Annotated in this window: 28 protein-coding genes and 1 pseudogene; 13 read left to right on the top strand and 16 right to left on the bottom strand. The window is 51.0% G+C overall.

Going from position 1 to position 19,239, the window contains the following annotated elements; translation table 11 throughout:
* Positions 1 to 275 precede the first annotated feature (275 nt).
* The gene (locus SynSYN20_RS09265; protein WP_186523208.1) at positions 276 to 1,121 is read left to right on the top strand and encodes a sulfite exporter TauE/SafE family protein; all 846 of its coding nucleotides are present in this window, start codon (positions 276 to 278) and stop codon (positions 1,119 to 1,121) included.
* Between the two features lie 1,148 nt (positions 1,122 to 2,269).
* Complete coding sequence (locus tag SynSYN20_RS09270) at positions 2,270 to 2,524, top strand: DUF3136 domain-containing protein (RefSeq protein ID WP_186523210.1); 255 nt, start codon at positions 2,270 to 2,272, stop codon at positions 2,522 to 2,524.
* Between the two features lie 34 nt (positions 2,525 to 2,558).
* Here the strand turns inward: SynSYN20_RS09270 and SynSYN20_RS09275 are convergent, their stop codons facing one another.
* Positions 2,559 to 2,777, bottom strand: a complete 219-nt coding sequence (locus tag SynSYN20_RS09275; RefSeq protein WP_186523212.1) for a DUF3136 domain-containing protein — start codon at positions 2,775 to 2,777, stop codon at positions 2,559 to 2,561.
* A 150-nt stretch (positions 2,778 to 2,927) separates the two neighbouring features.
* Here SynSYN20_RS09275 and SynSYN20_RS09280 point away from each other — a divergent pair, with 150 nt between their 5' ends.
* The 4 genes from SynSYN20_RS09280 to SynSYN20_RS09295 all read left to right on the top strand — a co-directional run bounded on the left by SynSYN20_RS09280 (position 2,928) and on the right by SynSYN20_RS09295 (position 4,609).
* Positions 2,928 to 3,146 (top strand): CP12 domain-containing protein, encoded by a 219-nt coding sequence (locus tag SynSYN20_RS09280; RefSeq protein ID WP_186523213.1) that lies wholly within the window; start codon positions 2,928 to 2,930, stop codon positions 3,144 to 3,146.
* Between the two features lie 79 nt (positions 3,147 to 3,225).
* The gene (locus SynSYN20_RS09285) at positions 3,226 to 3,912 is read left to right on the top strand and encodes a response regulator transcription factor (RefSeq protein ID WP_186523214.1); all 687 of its coding nucleotides are present in this window, start codon (positions 3,226 to 3,228) and stop codon (positions 3,910 to 3,912) included.
* 14 nt (positions 3,913 to 3,926) lie between these two features.
* Entirely contained in the window at positions 3,927 to 4,430 is a 504-nt protein-coding gene (locus SynSYN20_RS09290; RefSeq protein WP_186523215.1) for a hypothetical protein, read from the top strand.
* 2 nt (positions 4,431 to 4,432) lie between these two features.
* A complete protein-coding gene (locus SynSYN20_RS09295; protein WP_186523216.1) occupies positions 4,433 to 4,609 on the top strand; it encodes a hypothetical protein in 177 nt (58 codons plus the stop codon).
* Between the two features lie 17 nt (positions 4,610 to 4,626).
* Here SynSYN20_RS09295 and SynSYN20_RS09300 read toward each other — a convergent pair whose 3' ends face one another.
* Positions 4,627 to 5,286 carry an SOS response-associated peptidase gene (locus tag SynSYN20_RS09300; protein WP_186523217.1) on the bottom strand — a complete coding sequence of 220 codons (660 nt, stop codon included), beginning with the start codon at positions 5,284 to 5,286 and terminating at the stop codon, positions 4,627 to 4,629.
* Between the two features lie 94 nt (positions 5,287 to 5,380).
* On the opposite strand from SynSYN20_RS09300, the gene SynSYN20_RS09305 reads away from it, so the two are divergent.
* Positions 5,381 to 5,608 (top strand): hypothetical protein, encoded by a 228-nt coding sequence (locus tag SynSYN20_RS09305; protein WP_186523218.1) that lies wholly within the window; start codon positions 5,381 to 5,383, stop codon positions 5,606 to 5,608.
* A gap of 11 nt (positions 5,609 to 5,619) precedes the next feature.
* Here the strand turns inward: SynSYN20_RS09305 and SynSYN20_RS09310 are convergent, their stop codons facing one another.
* Positions 5,620 to 6,498, bottom strand: coding sequence for a GNAT family N-acetyltransferase (locus SynSYN20_RS09310; protein ID WP_186523222.1), 879 nt, complete (start codon positions 6,496 to 6,498; stop codon positions 5,620 to 5,622).
* 260 nt (positions 6,499 to 6,758) lie between these two features.
* Between SynSYN20_RS09310 and SynSYN20_RS09315 the strand changes: the two genes are divergently transcribed.
* The gene (locus SynSYN20_RS09315; RefSeq protein ID WP_186523223.1) at positions 6,759 to 6,926 is read left to right on the top strand and encodes a hypothetical protein; all 168 of its coding nucleotides are present in this window, start codon (positions 6,759 to 6,761) and stop codon (positions 6,924 to 6,926) included.
* Positions 6,927 to 6,939: 13 nt separating this feature from the next.
* Here the strand turns inward: SynSYN20_RS09315 and SynSYN20_RS09320 are convergent, their stop codons facing one another.
* Positions 6,940 to 7,422, bottom strand: a complete 483-nt coding sequence (locus SynSYN20_RS09320; RefSeq protein WP_186523224.1) for a DoxX family protein — start codon at positions 7,420 to 7,422, stop codon at positions 6,940 to 6,942.
* Between the two features lie 304 nt (positions 7,423 to 7,726).
* Positions 7,727 to 8,146 (bottom strand): nuclear transport factor 2 family protein, encoded by a 420-nt coding sequence (locus tag SynSYN20_RS09325; protein WP_186523225.1) that lies wholly within the window; start codon positions 8,144 to 8,146, stop codon positions 7,727 to 7,729.
* An 83-nt stretch (positions 8,147 to 8,229) separates the two neighbouring features.
* Between SynSYN20_RS09325 and SynSYN20_RS09330 the strand changes: the two genes are divergently transcribed.
* Positions 8,230 to 8,448, top strand: coding sequence for a chlorophyll a/b-binding protein (locus tag SynSYN20_RS09330; RefSeq protein ID WP_186515851.1), 219 nt, complete (start codon positions 8,230 to 8,232; stop codon positions 8,446 to 8,448).
* Positions 8,449 to 8,861: 413 nt separating this feature from the next.
* Here the strand turns inward: SynSYN20_RS09330 and SynSYN20_RS09335 are convergent, their stop codons facing one another.
* From SynSYN20_RS09335 to SynSYN20_RS09350, 4 genes are all read right to left on the bottom strand, one after another.
* The gene (locus SynSYN20_RS09335; RefSeq protein WP_255476225.1) at positions 8,862 to 9,497 is read right to left on the bottom strand and encodes a hypothetical protein; all 636 of its coding nucleotides are present in this window, start codon (positions 9,495 to 9,497) and stop codon (positions 8,862 to 8,864) included.
* 396 nt (positions 9,498 to 9,893) lie between these two features.
* Entirely contained in the window at positions 9,894 to 10,238 is a 345-nt protein-coding gene (locus tag SynSYN20_RS09340) for a molecular chaperone DnaJ (protein ID WP_186525564.1), read from the bottom strand.
* A gap of 60 nt (positions 10,239 to 10,298) precedes the next feature.
* Complete coding sequence (locus SynSYN20_RS09345) at positions 10,299 to 11,549, bottom strand: glutathione S-transferase (RefSeq protein ID WP_186523228.1); 1,251 nt, start codon at positions 11,547 to 11,549, stop codon at positions 10,299 to 10,301.
* Between the two features lie 25 nt (positions 11,550 to 11,574).
* Positions 11,575 to 11,811, bottom strand: coding sequence for a DUF1830 domain-containing protein (locus SynSYN20_RS09350; protein ID WP_186523229.1), 237 nt, complete (start codon positions 11,809 to 11,811; stop codon positions 11,575 to 11,577).
* 129 nt (positions 11,812 to 11,940) lie between these two features.
* Between SynSYN20_RS09350 and SynSYN20_RS09355 the strand changes: the two genes are divergently transcribed.
* Positions 11,941 to 12,414: a hypothetical protein gene (locus tag SynSYN20_RS09355; protein ID WP_186523230.1), complete on the top strand. Its 474-nt coding sequence runs from the start codon at positions 11,941 to 11,943 to the stop codon at positions 12,412 to 12,414.
* On the opposite strand, the gene SynSYN20_RS09360 is transcribed toward SynSYN20_RS09355, so the two are convergent.
* The 3 genes and pseudogenes from SynSYN20_RS09360 to SynSYN20_RS09370 form a co-directional block, all read right to left on the bottom strand.
* A complete protein-coding gene (locus SynSYN20_RS09360) occupies positions 12,404 to 12,988 on the bottom strand; it encodes a pyridoxamine 5'-phosphate oxidase family protein (protein WP_370586670.1) in 585 nt (194 codons plus the stop codon). The two genes, SynSYN20_RS09355 and SynSYN20_RS09360, sit on opposite strands and share 11 nt — an antisense overlap.
* Before the next feature lie 2 nt (positions 12,989 to 12,990).
* Positions 12,991 to 13,686: pseudogene (locus SynSYN20_RS09365) on the bottom strand (AhpC/TSA family protein).
* Positions 13,687 to 13,960: 274 nt separating this feature from the next.
* Positions 13,961 to 14,143 carry a hypothetical protein gene (locus SynSYN20_RS09370; protein WP_186525729.1) on the bottom strand — a complete coding sequence of 61 codons (183 nt, stop codon included), beginning with the start codon at positions 14,141 to 14,143 and terminating at the stop codon, positions 13,961 to 13,963.
* A gap of 224 nt (positions 14,144 to 14,367) precedes the next feature.
* Here SynSYN20_RS09370 and SynSYN20_RS09375 point away from each other — a divergent pair, with 224 nt between their 5' ends.
* Positions 14,368 to 14,691: a hypothetical protein gene (locus tag SynSYN20_RS09375; RefSeq protein WP_186523231.1), complete on the top strand. Its 324-nt coding sequence runs from the start codon at positions 14,368 to 14,370 to the stop codon at positions 14,689 to 14,691.
* A gap of 38 nt (positions 14,692 to 14,729) precedes the next feature.
* Here SynSYN20_RS09375 and SynSYN20_RS09380 read toward each other — a convergent pair whose 3' ends face one another.
* A complete protein-coding gene (locus tag SynSYN20_RS09380; protein WP_255476226.1) occupies positions 14,730 to 15,107 on the bottom strand; it encodes a zinc-binding dehydrogenase in 378 nt (125 codons plus the stop codon).
* Positions 15,108 to 15,391: 284 nt separating this feature from the next.
* Here SynSYN20_RS09380 and SynSYN20_RS09385 point away from each other — a divergent pair, with 284 nt between their 5' ends.
* Positions 15,392 to 15,640 carry a DUF1651 domain-containing protein gene (locus SynSYN20_RS09385; RefSeq protein ID WP_186523232.1) on the top strand — a complete coding sequence of 83 codons (249 nt, stop codon included), beginning with the start codon at positions 15,392 to 15,394 and terminating at the stop codon, positions 15,638 to 15,640.
* 51 nt (positions 15,641 to 15,691) lie between these two features.
* On the opposite strand, the gene SynSYN20_RS09390 is transcribed toward SynSYN20_RS09385, so the two are convergent.
* A complete protein-coding gene (locus SynSYN20_RS09390) occupies positions 15,692 to 15,961 on the bottom strand; it encodes a cupin domain-containing protein (RefSeq protein WP_255476227.1) in 270 nt (89 codons plus the stop codon).
* 22 nt (positions 15,962 to 15,983) lie between these two features.
* Positions 15,984 to 17,306, bottom strand: coding sequence for a Rieske 2Fe-2S domain-containing protein (locus SynSYN20_RS09395; protein ID WP_186525566.1), 1,323 nt, complete (start codon positions 17,304 to 17,306; stop codon positions 15,984 to 15,986).
* A gap of 140 nt (positions 17,307 to 17,446) precedes the next feature.
* Between SynSYN20_RS09395 and SynSYN20_RS09400 the strand changes: the two genes are divergently transcribed.
* Complete coding sequence (locus SynSYN20_RS09400) at positions 17,447 to 17,848, top strand: DUF1499 domain-containing protein (RefSeq protein WP_186523236.1); 402 nt, start codon at positions 17,447 to 17,449, stop codon at positions 17,846 to 17,848.
* Positions 17,849 to 18,089: 241 nt separating this feature from the next.
* Here the strand turns inward: SynSYN20_RS09400 and SynSYN20_RS09405 are convergent, their stop codons facing one another.
* The gene (locus SynSYN20_RS09405; RefSeq protein ID WP_186523238.1) at positions 18,090 to 19,226 is read right to left on the bottom strand and encodes an NAD(P)-binding protein; all 1,137 of its coding nucleotides are present in this window, start codon (positions 19,224 to 19,226) and stop codon (positions 18,090 to 18,092) included.
* Positions 19,227 to 19,239 lie beyond the last annotated feature (13 nt).

The following is a 19,239-nucleotide window of genomic DNA, read 5'->3' on the forward strand; positions in this document are numbered from 1 at the left end:
TTGCGTTGAGTTTTTGCAGCTTTCTTCAAGATTTTCTGAGCTTCGTCTCTCGTGAGACACACTTCAGCCTTTGAGAGAAGTTTATGTAACTTGCGATGCTGTTTAGCCGGATTCATTTTTCACCTACCTACTCATATTTTAACCTTTCTAAGGGTATTGGTGCAACTACGTGGTTCATACCGCCACTTTTCAACAAAATCAGTAACCATCTGAACGCATCAGCCCCATTGCGACAGCCATTCACAGCATGCTGAGAGCGCACTGGAACAGTCGCCGTGGTGCCTTGGTGGGATATACCGATCTTGATCAGCCTCGGACTCCTGGCAGGAGGCTTGGCTGGATTGTTAGGAATCGGCGGCGGTTTGATCTTTGCTCCTGTTCTGCTCTGGCTCAACCTGCCGCCTCACCAGGCGCTCTCTACTAGCAGCTTTGCGATTGTGCCAACCGCTTTAGCTGGGACAATCGTGCACCTGCAAAGTGGAAGCCTGCCAACACGATCGGCTTTAGCCATTGGCCTAGCAGGCTTCGGATCAGCGTTGGTCTTTGGAGGACTCGGTGGCCTTGCTGCTGGATGGATGCTGTTAGCCATGCAGACAGCGGTGTATGTGTTGTTGGCTTTTTCCATCAAAGAGGCGCCAAAAGCTGAGACCAATGAAGATGCAGAAACAGACGAAGCCGAAGAGAAAATCGAAGACGCAGAGATAGAGCAAGAGCTCGAGAAACCACTCTGCTTAGAACCAGAAGAAACGCCCGCGCCCCTGCTAGCTGGAGTGGGCTGCATCGCGGGCTGGACAGCAGGAATGCTTGGCCTCGGGGGGGGACTCGTTCTCGTACCACTCATGAGTGGGCCTTTTGCAGTCCCTATCCATCGGGCCATTCGCCTGAGCACAGTGGCCGTGCTCTGCTCAGCCAGTGCAGCGTCACTCCAATTTCTGCACGAAGGACGGGGGATTCCCTGGATGGGACTCACTCTGGGCAGCGTTGCGGCAATAGCTGCTCAATGGACTGCGAGACGCCTCGATCTTTTTGATTCATTAGTTTTGGTGCGTTGCTTACGAGGACTAGCCATTGTCTTGGCCATCGACAGCAGCCGCCGCGCGATTCAACTTGTACTGAATTGATCTCAACGATCATATTCAGAACAATAGGAGTGGTTAAAACACCTTTTCAAGGCAAGGAAGACAAGCTCAAAGAATTGATTCATACATTAGAAAATATCATTATTCATTGGTACTTAATAGAACTTTCAGCCAACTCTAAGATCAAGAAAACATGATTCGGTACGATTATTAGAATGCAATCATACGGATGACGAGTGCAATTAAGGGCTTTCACTATGGCCAATCCAAACACAATGAGCTGCAGCAGCTCATAACCAAGACAATTGTCATAGGTGTGGTTGCACCAGTGCTAGCTGCCGTTGCTCTTAGCCAAAAACTGTCCGCATCTTCTACTGATACAACGAAATTTCAACTCTGGTAAGCAAAATATACTGGATGCCAAGGGGGGAGATTGCAAATTGCTCGCAAAGAAGAGAGAATGAATCTGCAGCCAGAAACCCCAGATGAGCAACGATTCTGCAAAAGGCAAAGACTATTGGATCGACGAAATTGCCTTCCTGGAAGCACGACTAAATGGAAGTCAGGGGGATATCGATGCGGAGGATCGATCGGCTTGCGAGGTTGCTCTAAAGACAGCAAAAGCAAACCTTTCCTCCTGTAGCAGTGGCTAGAGAACCAGTAATGCCTTCAAATCATCCAATCGTGAGTGCCGTAGTCGCTTATTGTTAAGCCTGTTAGAGAATAGGCTTGCTATTGCAATATCAAGCAAACATTCTAGCAACTAGTAGATTATCTTTAAGAACTCTCATTTTTCATTCAGCAGATCCTGGTGGCCCTGAAGATTCAAATGTGCAACATACGAGCCATTGCACTCTCCAATATCAGCAAAGATCAAGGCTGACATAACCAACCAAAAAATCCATCATCTCGTGATTGTTAGCTCATGCATAGGCCACTAATCACCCCCAAATAGGGACTAACAAAATCGCCTTACATAGAGCATGCTCCATCCACAGCTCAGTACAAGGGCCCTCTCGAAGCAAAAAAATGACTTTCTCAATGGATGGATGGACGTTCACAATCGTCTTATTAGGTAGCAGGGTCATCCTTGAAGGATGCTGCGGCACAAGGTCCATTAGCTCAGAACTCCACCCACTATCTTCACATAAGCAAACTGCACATGAACTTCTATCCGAGACTTGCGCATCATGACCACTCCAACATTCAGCACCACTCAAAGCATTTCCGAACTACGTGATCAGCAATCGATCTATTTAAAAGCATTACAAATTCTCATTCAGGATGGATCCTCAATGGAGAAGGCACAAAAGACTGTTTGCTGGAATCGACTGACCAGACTCCACGAAGCAATGCCAAACCAATACTTAAATCCAGAACACCTCTTCTTGCAAATGCTTGCCGATACAGCAGCAATTAACCCAAGTAAAAGAAAAAGTCGTTAATCAGAAGATCAATAGATTTCCCTGAGACGAGTTTTTAATCTCCCAAATCCCTCTGGATAAGACGTAACAAATGCGAAGGAGCCTTATAACGACGAGGGAGAGACATGTGTAGTGTCTCCAGCCTTTCCCAACACAAAGTTTTCTTCATTTGCAGGGGTGAGCGGCCTTCTGAAAGCAAAAGACGCATCGCCTTGCAATAAAGGGGATACTTTGCTTCTAATTCTCCAATCGTGATTGCTGGGCTCGTGCTCATTAGCTAAGCCTTATTGTGAATCAACTTCACATTGCCTTAGCAAAGGACATCTCTTCGACCCCCATTTGGGGTCAATTCAAAGGTCCCCATCCGGGGGTATCTGCCCAAAGCCGGAAAGCTTTGAATATTGAGTGATCATTTGATTTCTATATGGAAAGCATTGAAAACCATATCTCCAAAGACCTAGCAGATCTTGAAAAAGCAAAGAGAGATGGTGATGCTGGCAAACAAGCTCATCTAAAAGAAGAACTTGAAAGGCTCGAGACCTATAAGCGAAACCACCCTGATGAGCATAAAGACCCCTCTCCTTTGGAGTTGCATTGCGAAATTAATCCCGATGCCCCGGAATGCCTCGTTTATGACGACTAAGCCCCCATCGAACCGATGACGTCGTAAATTTTTTGCGAGGATCGCTGATAACGTTCCTGCGCTTAAAGATGTCCGGACCATGGATCTGACCCCCTATATCCAGAACCAAGAGCAGCGCGAAAATGAAGATCGCCTTCTTACGGTCACGGTGACAGGGAAGGTCGCCCTTGCGATGAAGGGGCGCTTTTTTCTCCGTTGTTTTTGTGATTCATTTCAAGACACAGGATGCATTGGCTGTGCAGTAACTGATGAAGACAGTTGTATTAAATACCTAGAAAAAGAACCCTTTGAGCTTCTGATTTGCACCGATCGGCTGGAAAAGGGAAATGGTTTCGAATTAACTCGCAAAGCACGCGAGCAGCAACCTTCGCTCAAGGTCGTCGTCCTGGCTCTCGGAGATGCCATCCCTGTTGAATACGCCAACGCCTCCTGGCTTGAAGCGGTTGTCGCGGAAGCCGACATCATTGAAGATCGCAAGCCCCTTGAGGCAGCTGTGCTCGCGGTCTTAGGGCACCACTTCTACCGGAGTGCCTCTCTTCGCTCAGGTCATTTGCCCTATTTGAGCTGTCCCAGACTCACGCCGAGAGAATATGAAGTTCTCGATCTTCTTGCACAGGGAATGACAGATCGGGAGATTGCAGAGGCCTTAACCGTGAGTGAACAAACCTCACGGACTTACACCAAGCGACTGCTAAAAATTCTTGGGGTCAACAATCGGGTGCAAGCTGTCCTTAAAGGCATGCGCTGCGGCATGGTGCAGATCTGAACCCCGTCCAAGCCATGATTCAGCGCTCACTTATTTCACTTCTGATCGCAATGTGTTTGCTGATCAGTACCCCCGTTCTGGCAGCTGAACTGCGGTTGAGTGACGTGGCCTTAGCTCCTTGCGATGCCAGTGACCCAGGGGCACAACCAGGACAGGCGCAAGGGAATACGCGCAACAACATCACAAGTCCTGAAGGAGCCAGCTGCTACGTGCTCAGCGGCACAGTCGATAATCCAAGCAAACGCGCTGTTGTCGATACAGATGTTTATGCACGCATTCTTGATCGCAGCGGTGAGCCAGTGCTTCAAAACCGCACACGAGTTGGATCGATTGGAGATGTAGACCCAGGAGCCCATCCATTCGCCCTCCGACTCGCTGTGCCCAGAGGCACTCCAGGCCCTTTTGAGGTCAAGAACCCACGAGCTCGTGGGTTCAATGCTCCTGTTCGTACTCGTGCAAACGACGACGATGAATTGCTACCACTCGAACAGAATGTGGTGACGTCAGTGGAGGATTGAAAATGATCTCACCGATTCGGTCTGGGATCACATTGCTGGGCTTGATTGCTTTGATGGTGCTCATCAGCTTGAACCCAAGAACAGCGAATCGAGACGCCCCTCTTCGTTCACTCAAAGACAATCGGATCATGCCCCGCAACAGCATGCGACGCCTCAGGGAGCAACGAATTCGAGATTGATCAGCAAGGAACGGGGATCACTGGATGTCAAACAGCGAACCCTGGACAGCAGATGGAGATGGTTGGTTCCCGCTCGATTGAATCGGTTCAACAATCCAACCTTGAGGATCCCAACCCATCAGGAGTGGTTCTAAAGCGCGGAGGTCATGGCCATCAGCAACGGCCAGCCATGCCTCTTCCAGACCATCAGGAATCAAAACAGGCATTCGATCGTGCAGCGGCTGAATCAGAGAATTCGGTGCCGTGGTGAGAATCGTGCAGGTGTCAAGTTCACTTCCATCCGAACCAAGCCAGCGCTCCCACAACCCAGCCATCCAAAAGGAACGTTGATCTCGACGGCGAACCAAATAGTTTTTTTCGAAAAATCCAGTGGCTGGAATCAAACATCGCCGGTGGCGCCAGGCTGCTCGAAAGCTCGCTTTCTCGGCAACGGTTTCAGAGCGAGCATTGATGGGGCGAGGTCCTGCGGAGGGGTCTTTCGCCCAGGAAGGAATCAAGCCCCAAAGCATGAGCGCGGCTTCGGTCTTGCACTCCTCACGACGCAATCCCAACACGGGTTCAGAAGGGCGGATCAATTGCCGTGGTGCATAGCGCGAGAGATGCACATCATCCATTCGCTCCCGAATCGCCGCCGGGAGCTGAAGAGCATCCGCAGTGAGTGAAAAACGTCCACACATGCCATCCATCATCGATGGCGGATGCTCGCGATGGAAGATCTCACAGATGAGAGATCAAACTCGTCAGAATTAGCGGAACCTAAAATGCGAAAAAATGCTTCCTGTTAATCCGTTCTGCCTGATCAATGCAGGCAAGGTGGCTGGCCTTAAAGCCACCATCATGATCTTGATGGTGATGTTGATGAAGTCCAAGCTTCTACGCATCAAGATGTCGCTTCTTGGTTCCTTGATTGGTTTCACCCTGTTGGTTGGATTCCTACTTACCACTGGCGCCCTGACGCTCGTTGCAGGTGGAGCCGTCGTCTATGCGGCGAAGAAGTAAAGCCAAGCCACTCAACCCAATTCCAAACAGGCCAAAGCAAACACGTCGTTTAAAGCCACTTTCGGCAGATCACCTCGATACATCCGCATGGTTTCCGACTCAGCCGTAAAACCCAGTGCAGCCATGAGCTCAGTCGCAGCAGCGTTAAATCCAGGCGTATCGATCAACAACATTCCTGGGTGGCGCTGCTGAAGCTTTTGAATGAGATAGGTGGCTAACCCAGGGGAATCAGCAAGGAGGGGGCCGATGCGCCAGCCTTCACCATCCTGCAAAAGGCAGGGGCGAATGCGGCCGAATCCATGGCAGTTGCCGCTGTCATCAAGAAGGGCAAGGACTTGACCAGACTGATGTCCAAGCCAATCGGCCAGGAAATGGGGCCTGGGACTTGGCTCTCGCTGAGCGTCGTACAGCTGTACAGCTTCTGAAGGAATATCACGGCCCTCCACAACCTGAAGACCAGATGGGAGATCGCCTCTGGAATCTTCTGAAATGCCCTTGTTGAAGCAGGACCAACGGGTGGTCAATGAGGATGATTTGAATCCCCATCCCGCATAGTCCAAGATGCGAGCGGGGGCTGCCTCCAATCCGATGCAGGTGAGATCCGCAAGGTGATTCAGAGCATGCCTCCAAAGCTGTTGTCCATAGCCATGACCTCTCTGATGTGGAACAACGAGATAGAGGCCAATAAATCCATAATCAAGGTTGTAACGAACGCCCGCAATGCAACCAATCGGCTCGCGATCAAGCCAGGCAATCCACAACCCTTGCCGATCTGTATGCCGATAAATCTCAATGTCCCCAAGACCTGGGGCAAATCCCTCGCGTCGGGACCAATCGGTCACGATTGGAATCTGGTCTGACTCCAATTCATAGATTTGAAGAGAGCCCATCCAACCAATAGACACGTGACGCGTCCTCAATCATGGGGAAGAACCTGCCTGAGGACTCAGAATTCATTCTTGAATATTCGTTCCAAATCCTTTCGAAACTGTTTGGAGCTCAAGGGTTGAGCTTTTTGACGCGCTGCATTTCTAAACCACAAGGAGCGAATCCACCAGACCTGAAGAACCCCAAAGAAAACCCCCACAATCAAAAGGCTGACTGAGGGGGAATTAAGAGGAATGGTCATTGGTGTCACTGATCAAGCAGGATGGAGGCTGATCGGGACAGAACCTTGCGAGAGATGAGTGTTGGCGAACTGCTACTTCGCAACGTAGGCAAATTTGCTGCAGTGTCAGGGGTGATTGGCGTGGTGATTTGGCTGAGCTGGGTCATGCTCGACGTCAAACATCTCCAGTCCGGCTTCACCCTTCCATGAGACTGACTAAAAGCTAAGCAGCTCCACCTTCTGATACAACTGTGTCGATGGTGCCAGACTGCTCACGCTCTAGCTCAGAACTAAAGCGGCGCACAATCAATTCGTCAATTGCGAACAGCCCTGGGCCTACAGCCAAAATCGCCACGGCGGCCCCGAAGTACAGACCCAGTAGCTCCAGCAAATAGATGTTGAATCCTGCTGTGATAATGGCGTGATAGATGGCAACTGAGATCGTTCCCATGATCGCCAATGCACCGAAGCGTGTCAGGAAACCCGTAATCAACAGCCAACTACCGATAACTTCAGAAAAAGCGGCGACATATGAGAGAAGGATTGGGAAGGGGAGGTGAAGTGGGCGGACGAATGCGTCAGCAAAATTCTCGATATTGGCCAACTTCTCGTAACCATGGTGAATGAGAAGGGTGCCTGTGACGACACGCAGAATCAGAATTCCGAAATCCGAGAGAAAAGGTTTCGTCGCAATGGATCTCAGCATTTGGTTTACGTTTCTCAACATACCCTAATCAAAACAGGCTCCTTTGTGAAGAAGTGCGTAGCTAGGGGCGAGGTAATTAGGAACAATTACTCACTCGCGCACGGCTTGCGGATGCGCCATGATGACATTTGTAACAAATGCTTAACATGTCAAGCGAAGCGTTGATCACAGTCTTCCTCGGTTTTGGAGCTGCCGTGACCAGCCTCACGTTTTGGAAGCTGAGCCAAAGCCGTTCACCCCAAAATTCTTCTACGCGTTGAACCTGCCAGAACGAAGTCAAATTTGTGCAGCCCCCTAAGGGTGATCAATCCACAAATTTCTTGTAGAGCCATCTGACGAAACCGCCAAGGACTGGGACTGGACCAAAAGTGGGACCAATAAAATCAAAATAATCCCTGTGGCTGATGACCTTTCCCTCAGCGTTGATCTCTAGCCGAGAAACACCAGGGTAAATAAATTCTATTCCCTTAATTTTCAAGCCCATTTCCCATTCAATGAAAGCGATACTTTCATTGATGGATATTGCGCCAGGTACAAGATAAATGTCGTCGCACCGCTTCATCAAACCATCTTGAGCAGCAATGTAGGCATCAATGCCTTGACGCTCCTGAGTTGGATCCTGAAAGCGAACCTGATCGTCATACAACTCTCTCCATTGAGACTCCGTGGGTCCCGACTGTCCATAGGGTTTAGTAAAAAGTGCTTTTAAACGAGCAGAGTCCATGGGTTCGGGCCTAAGGGTGTCCCAAGCTTATGAAAAGAAGCTGGATCTCTGCATACAGTCAACAGAGATTTGATGGAGACGATTTGTCACCCCAAAATTTTCAGTACGAACCTTTAGAAGCTTTCGGTGAAGGCCTAACGACGAAACGCCCCTGGAATCAAGGATCCTTGGGCTTTGTTGAACGACTCAACGGAAGAGTGGCGATGTTGGGTTTTATGGCTGCCATCATCGGAGAACTGATTAGTGGTCATGGACCTGCAGGCCAAGTTGCAGATGTCATCCGCTGGTATTTATCTCTATAAATCTCACCACAAAAACATCTTTTACATTTCGCTTAAGTTTTATCAGCAACAATAGATTGCAAAAATTTTGCTCACAAAAATTATTCGCATGCAGAAACAAAACCAGCCAATAAAAAATCTATTTCAACAGAAAGCTTGATGGTCACCCTCACGCTTTAGCTTAAAACCATAGCAATTGACCGCCCTAAAGACAGGAATAAATTATTATTTCACTTACTTGTATCAACTAACCACAGAGATAATATTTACCTTTACCTAAAACCTTAAAGCAATCATTGGGTGACAAAGAAATTGTCATACTTATCACCCTAGACGCATGCGAAAGGAGGAAAATACAATCTTGATTAATTGCCAGAATGGGCAACAATTAAAGACATAGAAACATTGGCCACAAGTAGGTCATATGTCTACTTTTAGCCATTCCACAAGGCGCTAAAAAGCAACAAAAACAAAAGAAGAAAGCCAAGTACAGAAGACGAATAGATCAAATTCAAGCGTTTACTATTAGTCTGAAACCAACCGCTATAACGCTGGCTCAACCATGGCACAAGCCACCAACCCGTTACTGCAACAGTAATGGCATTACTGATTAACATATTTAGCGGCAAGGGCAGAACATCCAAGGTATTCTGACCAATCACAATCAGAATCATCACTGAAGGATAAAGCGCCAACCAAACTAATAAATTAATTTTCCAAATAGGTGTTTGCATACCTTTTCGACAGTTGAGCCACTGATCAAAAGAATGAGGCTCTAACAACGAATAATACTTATAACCAAGTGAAGCCTCTGCCTCATTTAAGATCTGACGACGCTCAGTACTATCCAACCAAGCCAAGCAAAGCTGAAGACTGACAAACGTTACTCTTGCAGTACAAAGGTATCCACTACTTGATGGAAGTGGGGAGAAGCCAAGATCCTGCCCAAGATAACCCTCAAACTTCATGGCAACATGATTAATTCTCTCCTGAAGCGCCTTATAGCCATCGAGCTGAAGCATGGAAATTTCGCTCTTAAATGTATACGTAAACTCCTCTCCAGTAAGCATCGAAACCATTACTCAATCTCCCTTAAAATTGCCTTAACAGCATCATTGTGCAGAAGTCCAAGCTTCAGGCACACTGCAATTATCTCCACATCCTAAAACACGAAACATTAATTCCATATCATCATCAATTCCGGTTGGTATTTGACCAGCATGCGCGTCAAAAGAGACGAAATCGGCCTCCTTCCATTTCAAAAATTACCAATCCGACTATCCAGGTCAATCGCTCTTGCACCACCAAGCATTGCTGCATAAAAAACACGAACGGCTAATTAGGATCCATGACTTTTCCTACTCTCAATCATCAACTGCCAAAAAAAATTCAACAAACCATAGAAACAGACTGAAGTACCTGCATTCGTAAAGCATCCAGAGTCTGTATTTAAGTCAACCTCGATGTCACGGCACAACGATGTCTGACATCTCAGGCTGGAGCAACACGTCGCGGGCGTTGTTCAAACGCGTCATCGTTTCGGGATCGCCACCCTTATCTGGGTGATGCTGCACAGCGAGAGCTTTGTGCACCCTCTTCACCAGCTGTTCAGTTAACCGGCCCGAGAGAGCCAAGCCCAGGGTCTGCCTCGCGCAAATCGCTTCATAATCAGGATCCCTACCTAAGGGCTGCCGCTCGCGGCCATGGTTGGAGTGACCAGGTTTGCGCTTGCTCTTTCTGTTGCGCTTGCTCCCGCCAGCGTTACCGGTTCCGAAACCAGAGCCCGCTTGAGCCTCTTGACCGCTCGACATGGTGATCTCACGTAAGAAGCCAGCCTGCCGGATCGCGATCACCAGAAGAAACGCAAACCCTCACAAGGACAAAAATGGCCTTGGGTCTTGATCAAAACGATGCTCAAAGGGCGGTGGGGCTGATTGAGCCTCACCATCAAGAGCTGCTGTTGCTTCAAGGGCCGCTCTCAATAACCGAGCACTCTGCAGAGGCATATCTCTCGGCACCGAAATTCGATCTCTCAAGTAACGCAGACCGCTTGCAGTGTCAGCATTTGGCTGACAAAGATTACCCGACACTAAAGAGGTCAGTGCAGCCCGCAGAGGCTGATCAAAAGCAGCACCAAGAGGGTTGCGATCCATCAGCGCAGAACGATGGCGCAACACTCTCTCTAGTGCCCTGTAAGAAGACATCACACCGTCGTCATCGATCTGCGCTGACCAGCTTGTTTCGAGTTCAGCGAGACCAGCACCTTGATCCACAGCACGCGCCATCGCTTGCTGTTCAGGACGTCCACTACTCCAACAACCACCCATTTGTGGTGGCAAGTCGTGGGCATGCGTATGGACATCACTCTGGGTACCGCGATAGGTCGAAAGCTGCTCCAAAGCCTTGAACCATCGATCGATGCCTGGATGCTCTTGCCGAAGTGCAAAGCCCTTGAAGTAAGCCAAGGAGGCATTCATCCGCTCCACGTAAGGAACGAACACCAGATCTGCCGTTCCGGGATGAGCTCCACCCGGACAATCAGGATCAAGCCAATGGCCACCTCCCGCCATGAGAGCCCCCTCCATTTGACGAGCCACAGCCTGAAACTGATCTCGAGCTCGAACCTCCTGCCGATTGTTCAGCCTGGGGGTGCAAAGCCACATGCACCAAGCACGAAACAAAAGGCGCTCGAGATCGCGCAACCGGCGCACCCGTTGGTCATGCATCCCTGCGCCTAAAGCGCCAAAGGCATGCTCCAACGCTTCCAGGATGCGATCACTTTCTGTGAGGAGCCGTCCATCTAACTCAAGGGCCGGAAGCATTCCTGATGGCACCTTGGCGGTAAACCAGGGCTCCTTCGGCCCGTAGCAGCGCATGGTGACTTTTCGAATCCGATAGGGGACTCGACGAAACTCCAGCCATAGCCATACCTTCTGGCAATAGGGGCACCAAGCGTGATGATCACGAAACAACGTGACACGCACCTGAGACTCAGGCTGTCCAAACAAGCGCAATGTGGCTTGGGCATTCGCTGGGCCTTCACAACGCTCCGCAGGAGCAGGAGCCAAAGCTTTGAGCTGCTCCCAACTCAGGGCAACAGAATCAGCGAGCAAATCGGCCATAGCCCACATTCAGATCTATGCATGATCAAGGATCACCCAGCCTGTGGTGGCTCAGGAGGGCATAGTCCTTAGCCTCGGCCGTGATGTGCAGCATGGGCTCGCCGCCATTCAGCAACCAGAATTCAAGGCGAGCCTCATCGGGCGCCTCAAACAAGTACACCTCAGATGGCATCAAAACTTTTTCACAAAAGAATTGACTCTCGCCAATACATTTGAGGATTACCATTTTTGACGAATCATTCCGATAGCAACATTCACCCATCCAAGAATTCCTTTCACGATCGTTAAAACATCCCTTGAAAACCTCTTCAGAGTTGTCTAACTCAACACCAAAACAGAAGCATCTTTAGATTTTTTCAATGCGACGACTCCTTGCTCCCTCCCCGCTCTCATGAACTTCGCCATTCTGAATGTCAGGGAAAAGGCCGTCCGCCTGACAGGCACTGGTCTCAAGAGCAGCGATCTGTTGGGATGCTGGCACCTACAAACGGTTTGGTCGAAGGGAGACCAGAACGCCAATCCATTCAGCAGCTGGATGCTGAGAAGCCTGGATGCCCGCCTGGAGATCGAAGCAGATTTCGAAGGGCAAAGCAGTGAATTACGTCTTTCTAACGCCGTCAACTTTGGACCTCTTGAACTCAAATTCCAAGGTCCAGGTTTATTGAAAGGAAAGCGCCCACTACTAATTTTTCACTTCGACTCGCTGACGCTGCGCATTGGTGGCATTGTCTTGCTCAAAAAAGTATTGCCCACGCCAGATCAAAAACGCATGCCTTTTTTTGCTCTGATCGAACGAAACCCTGATGGCTGGATGGCGGCCCGTGGACGGGGAGGCGGACTCGCGCTCTGGGTACTCAAGGATTAATCCTTTGTTCTTGCCATTGCCTGGAAGAGGTCCACAACCGTCGCAAATGCGGGTGTGGCTTGAGATCGAGCTGCTCAACGAGGTGCAACGAAATCCGAAGCAGGCGCAAATGCTCTGGCGTAGCTGCATCATCTGAAACCTCCTGCGGCCATGGGCCTTGAGGATCAAACGGATCACCGGGAGGAGGCCAAGCCCAGACAGATCGGCCAGAAGCTGGGAGCCTCTTCCAGTGCTGATCCAAATCCACAGAATCCCCTGTGGGAGCGATCAGCGTTGCCGTTCCACGAAGGCGAAACTGCTCACGGGCCTTACGAAACAACCAGCACAACTCCACCTCAGGCGTTCTTTCAATCTCTAAGCACTTCTCACTTCGGGCGTCCGTGAGCAGATCTAGCGTCGCCGCAGCACTCCAATCGCGGAACACGAGCGTGCGCACCCTCGGATAACCATGCACGGAAAGAGTTGCAAGCTGCAACCAGCGACCACCTGGTAAGCGGCCTTCTCGCTTGCGCGCCGCAGTTAAGAGCGGTCTCCAAGGAGGGAGCGGCTGCTCTGCATCCATTTCAGTGCTCACCTTCAGTCCTCACGATCCAGCCAAGGATCAAGGAAAGTAAGCGGCTTATTCATTGTTTCCGAGAAGCCCAAGATCCCCTTGTCGCGGTGGACGTAGAGAACGGAATCATCCTCATCCAAAAGAAACGTGCCGCCTCGCTGCGTGATGTAGGCGTTGTTGGGGACATAAGTCCCTCACTTCGAGAGCACTTCATTCATGTTGCGAAGACGAACCGTGGCCAGCTCAAATGGCCGTTGGAATCCGCTGCCCCCAGCCAGGCGAAACAGGGAAGACTCATCAAAACGGCCTGGTGCACTGCGATCCCCCGTATATCCCCTCAGCACTTCAGCAAGAGTGCCTGGCGAGCCAATCCCTGCACACATCAGCAAGAGGGATGGCCAAGGACCGCCCGCAGCCTGAAGACCTGGTGAGAGGCCAACACTGCGATGCAGCTCCGCATCAGGAACCACCCGAAGCTGAGATCTTGGGAATCCGGTAAAAACGCAAAAACGATCAGCACCGGCTTGATCCCCGATCGCGATGCCCAAAGTCTGGATTCCTACCTGCTCCAAATGAGAGAGAGCAGGCACGAGGGCTTGGGCATATTCCATTGAGTCGAAATCACCCAGCTGAGTGAACAGCAACACCAAACGCTTGGAACCTGATTCCATGCCAGGGGTTTGTTGGAGATAAGCGAGTAAGGCTTCTGGTGCTTTCATGTTGGATCGAGCCCTATCAGCGCAATTCGATGCTGAAGATCCAAACCTTAATCAAAATCTGATCCAATGACCTGACCTACAAATTCATGCACCAGCTCAGGGCAGAGGAGAGATCGAGGGAAGCCCCATCGATCCATGATTGAGCCACTAACAACAATCCAACAAGATTAGGCAAACACCAAAGATTGCTTCCAGGTTTGGACACATTCGAGCTGAGTCTTCTTTGCGCGATCACGTCCCCTTTGCTCAATCTGTATGGGTCTCCACAACGTGATTAAGGCTCATCACTGCGACCTCCAAAATCCGAGATCATCGACCGTATCGCTTCTTCAATATTTAATTCTTCAAGCCGCCACTGCTTGGAGGGAGCATTTGGCATGTCAATGCGTTTGTAAATGTGACCATCAGTCACAAGGTACTGGCTGGGATCAACCATCTTTTTAGAGGTGACGATCAACGAGAGGTCTCCATCAACAAATTAAATCTGATCGGACCAGGTAGGAAGTCACAAGGGTTTGTCTTGGGGAGCACATCAACAGTGGATGGCCACTCCCTACCGCTACCACGATCCCAAGCCATCGCGATCAGAAATCCAGGCCTGAAATTCGAGAGCCATAGAGCGATGATGATCCATCTATGAATGCAGCATTCAGAATGAAAACCCAACATCTTTGCCTTCCGATGCTGCTGCTTGCGCTGGGAGTATCCAGCTCAGTTCATGCCAGTTGCGACACCCTTTCAACCAAGCTGAGCAGGATCAATGCTGAAGAGAAAGAGTCCTTGAAAAAAGCACGAAAACAGCACGTCAAAAAGAAATGCGGATCTCAAAGTCAATCTTGGATCGGAGGAGCAGCAGGTTCCAGACGATTTGAATATCTAAATTGCAAACTCAGCGCACGGAATAGTGAAGAGTTCAAAAACAAGTGGTCTAACGAAGCTGCGACTTGGCAGGCCAAGCGTGAGAAAGTAAAAACTGAACTCCTCTCCTCTGGTTGTGCTGAATGATGGATTCTGCAAGACCAACCAGACAACCAAGCGCAGACTCAGCCATCCATTAGGCCGTCTGTCTGATCGAGCACGAAGCGGTAACGCACATCACCACGATGCAAGCGTTCAATCGCTTGATTGACCTGATCGAACGGAAGATGCTCCACCTGAGGTTTGATGGCATGCCTCACGCAGAACTCCATCATTTTTCGAAGACTCCCAGGCGACGACGTGGGACTACCCGTGATCGACCGACGAAAGGAAATCAAATCGAAAGCACCAACTTGTATGGGCTGCAAGACGGCTCCCAGCTGATGCAAGCGACCCCGTGGGGCCAGAGATCCCATCACGGCAGACCAGTCGAGCGGTTGATTCGCGGTGTTAATCACGAGATCGAAGCGTCCAGCCAATGCGGGGAGCTCTTCTAAGAGCATCACGTTGTGGACCCCAAATCCCCAGGCTCAAGCGAGACGCGTTTGCCGTTTTGCAGTGACGCCCTGACGCCCATGCACTCTCAGCTTCCCAGACATCGATATGCACGGTGAATCCAGCCAGCCTGATTCAGCATTAGCCAGAAAAACAAGCAGCGCGTTGACGCACGCGCAGAACTCAACTAGAACATCTGTACCAGCGACAGATTCTTGGCTCCGAGTTCGCCCTACGCCCATTTCCAGGCTGAAGCGTGGATGCATGACTCTGTCATCAGCCCTCGAAAGACATGCCACACCAGGACTGGATCCAGGATCCAAACTCCACGGACACGAAACGTTTCCACCCCGATGAAAAAAGTTGGAGCCGTGATCCACACGTCTTCGTGGATTCAGGGCGACCTCTTTCAGGTGCCCCTCCCCTGTTGAAGACGCGTGTGCATTTGAGCCAGCAAACAGCTGATCAACTTTGGCGAGAGCTCGTACGCGTTGGCTGGAGGCCCTGCGGCCCACAGTGGAGCTCAGACTCAGACATTTGAGCTACCTCCATCACCATCAACGCTTGATTAGGAATGCCTGTTTCGCTGCACCTAACCGAATTGGTAATGCTTACGCACAGGTTGGTGAACATCCCAAGTGCAGCTCATCCCCTTCGGAAACACAACAAGATCTCCCGCCCCAAATCTCACGGGCTCGCCGCCATCCGGAGTCACCGTCACATCCCCGTCAAGCAACAAGCAAGTTTCGCTCTGGTCATAGGTCCAAGGGAATGTGCTGATGTCGCAGCCCCAAATCGGCCAATCTCGTAAACCAAGAGCCAGGATCGTGCTCTCGGGACAAGGCGATGTGACACTGATCATCGTGGTAACTGAACAGAGCTTCTCAGATTCGCTGATTTCGGGGCGCCTGACCATCCCCAACGAGCAATCCCCGCTGCCAACGAGACGTTTGGCGGAGCGAGACACCACTCAGTGCAGCGAGAGTTACACCCAACCAAAGCAGCCAACTCAACTGACCCGCTCCGATCAACACGGCAGACAGCCACAACGAACCCCAGAGCCAAGGCCGTAGTGAACGAATCCGTCGCAGAGCAACCGAGCAGCTGCGACAGTGCTTGGTATGACTGTGATATCGATCCATTAAAACCTCTACATCCTGACGCGGCGGCAGCGGCCGGCCAGCGAAGGGGCCACCTCCTTGGCGGTTGACCCAGCGATGTAGCGCCTTCACATACACATCAGCTGATGTGGGAAGGACAAAAGCCTGTTCAGCGGAAGCACTGCCACCAGCGGCTTCAAGGACCCTTTCTTGCCAGTGCAGAAAGACCTGATCGTCTTCTAAAACCTTGTGGTTGCCGATGTGCTGCAACCAGCGAGGCCGCAACCCCACCAAGACGCGAGGAGCAACAGCCTTGAACTGGAAGGGGAACCGAGCAAACAAACGACATTTCCCTCGGCTGATCGGTACGGCATAAACCACCGTCAAAATGCGCGCAAACCCCTTAGCCGTGAGGTCATGCCACATCAACTGGGGAGCTTGAAAATGTGTGTCCTGTGAACCGAGCTTTCCCTTTCGAGGACCCTCCTGCCAAAAGGCTTCAAACCCTTGGGAATCCTCGCGGATGATCACTGCCTCCACTGGAGAGGCATTCTCCCTTTTGCCCACGGTGCGGTGATGCGTGAAGGGAACATGACTCACATCCAAAACATTCTCAAGGAGGGTGAGAGCATCCATCGGCAAATCGCGGAATGTGTCTTGCACAATCCAGCCATCCGCCCAACCATCTCCCTGCTCCTTCAAAACTGGAACCAAGGGAAGCGCTGCAGGATCAGCAGCTGAAGCCGTGCCGCTCCAGACAAACAACAATCCCTGGCCTATCGCAGTGGGCAAGCTCCCACATTCCGTTCGCCGGGCTTGCGAGCGAGCTCCTTCCCCCATTTGAGGAATAGCCCGACACGTACCGTCCCCGTCAAAACTCCAACCGTGATAGGGACATTCCAATTGACCGGCCTCATTGATCCGGCCTTCACTCAATGGAACAAGTCGGTGAGGGCAGACATCTTTAAAGGCTCTCCAGCTGTCGCCAGGAGCATCCCACCACAGCACCAAATCTTGATCAAGAAGCGTGAATCGCTGGGGACGGGTTGGGTCAAGATCGCGCATATAGGCCACGGGCCACCACTGTTCACTCCAGCTGGGGTGCATGGTTGCTTCACGACTGACGCCATGATCGTCGGATCTTGATCCGTATCGTGAGGTTGTACGCCGTACCGAGCAGATTGAACGTTCAGCTCGATGGCCATCGGCTCCCAAACTCACTTGAACAACGCTGAGACAGCTTCCCTATGGTTTTGACCGTTTTTTCAATTCTTCTGGCTCTGTTTCATTTCGTCGGGCCGATGCCCACCGATCTGGGCATCCATCAAGGTCAACTCAGTTCGTGCGAATCACCCGCTCACTGCGCACGACTTGAGTGGGAGCAAAACGATCCAGTCGAAAGCCTGAGGGAACTCGCCGAAGTCATCCAACAAACCCCTCGATCCGAGATCATCGAACAGCGAGAGGATTATCTCCATGCCACCGCAAGCAGTCAGATTTTCGGCTTCGTTGATGATCTAGAGCTCTACGCAGATTCAGAACGATCTGTACTACAGGCACGCTCAGTTTCAAGACTTGGAGAATCAGATCTTGGGGTCAACGAACAACGTCTTCGAAGCTTGGAAGCTGCCTTGTCCAATCAAGAGTGAATGAGATTGTGTCGCATTTAGCATTAAGCGTCCACGTAAGTCAGTGCAGCTCAAACACATACAAGGGTCATCATCATCCACACTGGCATGGAGCTGAACAGGGCGAAAACTCGGGCGCATGTGTGATCCGCTTTGAACTGTTTTGACGCATCAATGAACGGCTCAGCAGGGCTAGCAATCCATCCTGAAATTGTTGTCATCAATTAATTAGAGATCCGCTTTTATTCAGATCAGTCCTCACTCAGATCAGATGGACGGCGAGATCAACCGCACTTTGCAGAGCCCCTTCAGCCATGCCAAAACCAGGGCCGGCAATCCAGTCCCCACAAAAGCCAACAGCACTGGTCCCGCACCATTGAAGGGACGTTGGGAGCGGGTAATCCAGGGGCTGAGATGCTCCCCAACGCATGACCCCTAAAGAACGTGCCAGAGGAAGTGCCTGAGCCAACTCTGGCCAAGGCAGCAACAGCTCAGTGAGAGCCTTTCGTTGACGTAATTCGTGCGACACCAACAAACCAGGCTGGCTGTCTGGCGTGATCGGGGACCCGTCATCTAATCCATGGACCACTAAGCCCAGCTTTTGATCCTGCTGACGATGAAGAACGATCCGTTCAATGCCAAATGTTTCTTGAGCTTCAGACGTCAACCAAATTTGCCTAGGGAGATGGTCGGCACATCGAGGAAATTCGAGCATCAAATTCCAGCGCACCGATGCACGCATCTCAGCAATTTGCTCGAGTGCAGCGTCCAGGGAGGGATCCACATTCACCGGAACTGCCGAACGCAAAGGCACATCGCGCCACCCCAACATCGCCAGGGAGCGGGGATGCGCCAAAAGATTTCCAGTGACCACTAAAGAACGCGCACGGTGCTGACCGGAGAAGCACCACCATCCATTTTCCCTCCTCAAGCCACTGATTCGTTCTCCAAACACCCCGTGCATTTTTGCGCCTGCAGCCTGCAACAACGCTTCTGGCACCGATGCCATGGTTGGCACACCACGAAAACGAGGGCCCTGCAGCAGTGGGTGATCCGGTGGGTCCACGAGGCAACCCGTCTCATTCAACCCAACAACAAGTCCTCGATCAGGCTGGACAATCCCCCTCTCCAGAAGAGGATTCCACAATTCAGCGAGACGACCCTTCGGTGGTTGGCTGAAGCTGAAACAAGGCGCTCCATGGTCGAGCCGCCAGAGCAAATCGTCGCGTCGACGCCGCGACGCGGCTCGACCACCAGGCCCTCGACCAGCTTCTAACAGCACAATAGTGCCGTCAAAACCGGCTTGACGAAGCGAAGCAACAAGACCAGTGCCGGCCAGACCAGCTCCGATCACAGCAAGATCAAAATCTGAATGCGGAGAGTCAGCTAATAGGGTCATAAAGCGCCAATGG

The sequence above is a fragment of the Synechococcus sp. SYN20 genome (assembly GCF_014279555.1).
In the GTDB taxonomy this organism is placed as follows: Bacteria; Cyanobacteriota; Cyanobacteriia; order PCC-6307; family Cyanobiaceae; genus Synechococcus_C.